Below are 4,463 nucleotides of genomic sequence, written 5' to 3' on the forward strand. Positions count from 1 at the left end.
AGATCCACCGGCTCACCCTCGCGCACCGCCACCGCACCCCGCGTCACGACCACCAGCCGCGACGCCGCGAACCGCTCCTCCGCCAGCCACGCCTGGAGGGCCTCCAGCACGGCGTGGACGTTCACGCGGACTCCGCTCGGGACGTCCGCGGGGGTCGCGAAGGCGCCGCAGTCGAGGACGACCACGCCGGGCGTCGGCTCCGAGGAGTTCGACACGTCCTCCCACCGCGCCCGAACGTCTTCTGCGGCAGGCGAGTCAGGCAGCTCCGCCCACTCGATTCCGTAGAGCGGGTCGACCGAGCCCAGCTGCTCCGCCGACACCGCCCGGCCCACCATCGAGGCCACGGCGAGCACCGGACCGCCCGTCGGGTCGGCGAGGTCGAGCCGCAGCCCGCCGTCGCCGAGCCGGACGATCCGCACCCGCACCGCCGACGCGCCGACGGCGGACAGGGTCACCCCGGTCCACGCGAACGGGATCATCGTCTCCCGCTCGCCGCCGGCCAGGATCGCGGCGTGCATGGCCGCGTCGAGCAGCGCCGGGTGGACGCCGAAGCCGTCGGCTCCGACGCCCTCCGGCAGGGCTACCTCGGCGAAGAGCTCGTCGCCGCGCCGCCAGGCCGCGCGCAGGCCCTGGAACACCGGACCGTAGCCGAACCCGGCCTCCGCCATGCGCTCGTAGGCGCCCTCCACCGGCAGCGGCTCGGCGCCGGCCGGCGGCCAGACGGCGGCGTCGAAAGATCCCGTCTCGGGGGCTCCGGAGACGGCCAGCGAACCGGCCGCGTGCTGGACCCACCCCGCGTCCGGATCCCCGTCCGGCCGCGAGTGGACGGTCACCGCCCGCCGGTCCGAGGCGTCCGGGCCACCGACCCGCACGTGCAGCTGGACGGCGCCGCGCTCGGGCAGCACCAGCGGTGCGGCCAGCGTCAGTTCCTCCACCAGCTCGCACCCGACCTCGGCCGCGGCCCGCAGCGCGAGCTCGACCAGCGCCGCGCCCGGCACCAGGACGGTGTCCAGGACCTGGTGGTCGGCCAGCCACGGGTGCGAGTCCAGCGACAGCCGACCGGTGAGGAGGAACCCGTCCGTGTGGGACAGGTCGACGGCCGCGCCGAGCAGCGGGTGCGCGAAGGCGCCCACGCCCACCGCGCCCAGGTCGCCGAGCGGGGTCGTCGCGTCGAGCCAGAAACGGCGGCGCTGGAACGCGTAGGTGGGCAGTTCCACCGTCCGGGCGCCGCTGCCGGCGAAGAAAGCGGACCAGTCCACCTCGGCCCCGGCCGCGTGCAGCCGACCGAGTGCGCCGACCAGGCTCGTCTCCTCGTCCCGGTCCGCGTGCAGGGCGGGCACGACGCACGTGCCGGCGGCCGCCGAGTCGTCGAGGACGCCCTGCACCAAGCCGGACAGGACGGTGTCGGGGCCCAGTTCGAGGTAGCGGCGGACGCCGGCCTCGTGGAGGGTGCGGACACCGTCGGCGAAGCGGACGGCCTCGCGCACGTGGCGCACCCAGTAGTCGGGCGCCTGGAGGCCTTCGGCCAGTCCGCCGGTCAGGTTGGAGACGACCGGGATCGAAGGGGCGTGGTACGTCAGCCCGTTGAGGACCGTGCGGAAGTCCTCCAGCATCGGATCCATCAGCGGCGAATGGAAAGCGTGGGACACGCGCAGCCGGTTCGTCCGGCGGTCCGCGAAGTGCTCGCGGATCGCCTCGACAGCCTCCTCCGTGCCGGAAACGACCACCGACATCGGGCCATTGACGGCCGCGATCGACACGAACTCGCCCAGCAGCGGTAGGACTTCGTCCTCCGTCGCCTGCACGGCGAGCATCGCGCCGCCGGACGGCAGCGCCTGCATCAGGCGGCCACGAGCAGCCACCAGCGCGCACGCGTCCTCCAGCGAGAACACCCCGGCGACGTGCGCCGCCGCGACCTCACCGATCGAGTGGCCGGCCACGAACTCCGCCCGCACACCGAGGGATTCGACGAGCCGGTAGAGCGCCACCTCGACCGCGAACAGGCCCGCCTGGGCGTACGCGGTCTGGTTCAGCAACTCCGCGTCCTCACCCCACACCACCTCACGTACGGGAAGCTCCATCGCCGCGCACACCGCGTCGAACGCCCCCGCGAACACCGGGAAGCGCGCGTACAACTCCCGTCCCATACCAAGCCGTTGCGACCCCTGCCCCGAGAACAGGAACGCCGTCGCCCCACCCGCCCGGGCGGACGAGGTGGCCGCACCCGGGGCGAGTTCGCCCCGGCTCAGCGCGTCCAGTCCGGCCAGCAGCTCCGCCCGGTCCGCGCCGAGCAGCACCGCGCGGTGCTCCAGCGCCGGCCGCGTGGCCGCCAGCGAGTGGGCGACGTCCAGCGCGTCGAGCTCCGGCCGCGCGGCCAGGAAGGTCGCGAGCCGCTCGGCCTGCGCCTGCAGAGCCTCCGGCGTCGCCGCGGCGAGCAGCCACGGCAGCGTGCCCGACTCCCGCCTTCCGGCGGACGGTTCGGCCACCGGCTCGGGCCCCTGCTCGACGATCACGTGCGCGTTGGTCCCGCTGATCCCGAACGCGGACACGCCCGCCCGGCGCGGACGGCCGGTCGCCGGCCAGTCCCGGGCCTCGGTCAGCAGCTCGACCGCGCCCTTTGACCACTCGACGTGCGGCGAGGGCCGGTCGATGTGCAGCGACTTCGGCAGCACGCCGTGCTGCATCGCGAGCACCATCTTGATGACACCCGCGACGCCGGCCGCCGCCTGCGCGTGGCCGATGTTCGACTTGATCGAGCCGAGGAGCAGAGGGAGTTCACGGTCCTGGCCGTAGGCGGCGAGGAGCGCCTGCGCCTCGATCGGGTCGCCCAGCGTCGTCCCCGTGCCGTGCGCCTCGACGGCGTCGACGTCCGAGGCGGACAGGCCGGCGCCCGCCAGCGCCTGCCGGATCACCCGTTGCTGCGACGGACCGTTCGGCGCCGAGAAGCCGTTGCTCGCGCCGTCCTGGTTGACGGCCGTGCCGCGGATCACCGCCAGCACCCGGTGGCCGAGCCGTTCCGCGTCGGACAGCCGCTCGACGAGCAGCACCCCGACGCCCTCCGACCAGCCCACACCGTCCGCCGCGCCTGCGAACGCCTTGCACCGGCCGTCCGCCGACAGCCCCCGCTGCCGCGAGAACTCGATGAACATGCCCGGCGTCGACATCACCGTCGCACCGCCTGCGAGGGCCAGCGAGCACTCACCGCTGCGCAGCGCCTGGACCGCCAGGTGCAGGGCGACCAGCGAGGAGGAGCAGGCCGTGTCGACCGTCACCGCCGGGCCCTCCAGGCCCAGCGTGTAGGACACCCGGCCGGAGACGACGCTGCCGCCGCTGGTGCCCGAGGGGTTCGTGTTGAGCGCGTAGTCGTGGTACATCACGCCCGCGAAGACGCCCGTCCGGCTGCCGCGCAGGGACAGCGGGTCGATGCCCGCCCGCTCCAGCGCCTCCCACGAGGTCTCCAGGAGGAGCCGCTGCTGCGGGTCCATGTAGAGGGCCTCGCGCGGGGAGATGCCGAAGAAGCCGGGGTCGAAGTCGCCGGCGTCGTGCAGGAAGCTGCCGTGGCGGGTGTAGCTGTGGCCCTCCTTGCCGGGCTCGGGGTCGTAGAGGTGCTCGATGTCCCAGCCGCGGTCGGTCGGCAGTCCGGTGACGGTGTCGACGCCGTCCACCAGCAGCCGCCACAGCTCCTCGGGCGTGGCCGCGCCGCCGGGATAGCGGCAGGCCATGCCGACGATCGCGATCGGCTCGTCGGAGGTGTGCGGGCGGGCGTCGGTGCCGGCCACCGGCGTCGGGTCCGTGCCCGCGCCGGCCAGGTCGAGGAGGTGGTCCGCCACGGCCCGGGCGTTGGGGTGGTCGAAGGCGAGGGTGGCGGGCAGGCGCAGGCCGGTGCGCCTGTTGAGGCGGTTGCGCAGGTCGGTCGCGGCGAGGGAGTCGAAGCCGAGCTCCTGGAAGGCGCGCTCGGGCGCGATCGCCTCGGCGGAGGCGTGGCCGAGCACGGCGGCGACCTCCGCCCGCACGAGATCCAGCGCCAGGCGCCGACGCTCGGTCCGGCTCAGCCCGGCGAGCCGCTGGGCGAGGCCCGTCTCGGCGGCACGGCCGCTCGCGGGCAGCTCGGCGCGCCTGCGCGGGGCGGCGAGGGCGCGCAGGAGCGCGGGGACCTCGTCGGTGCGGGAGCGCAGGGCGGCCGCGTCGACCCGGATCGGGACGACGGCCGCGCGCTCGCTGCGCAGGGCGGTGGCGAAGAGGGCGAGGCCCGTCCCGTGGTCGAGCACGGGGACGCCCTGGGTGGCCATGCGCGCCCGGTCGACGTCGGCGAGGTCACGGCCGAGGCCGGCGCCGACGTCCCAGAGGCCGTAGGCCATCGAGGTGGCGGGCAGGCCGGCGGCACGGCGGTGGGCGGCGAGGGCGTCGAGGAAGACGTTCGCGGCGGCGTAGTTGCCCTGGCCGGCGGTCAGGACGAGACCGCC

At 75.2% G+C, this 4,463-nt stretch carries 1 protein-coding gene; it reads right to left on the bottom strand.

Annotation, left to right across the window (positions count from 1 at the left end):
• On the bottom strand, nt 1-4,463 hold a 4,463-nt coding region (locus ACWCXH_RS39635), incomplete at both ends, for a type I polyketide synthase (protein ID WP_449806374.1).

The sequence above is a fragment of the Kitasatospora sp. NPDC001660 genome (genome assembly GCF_053596725.1).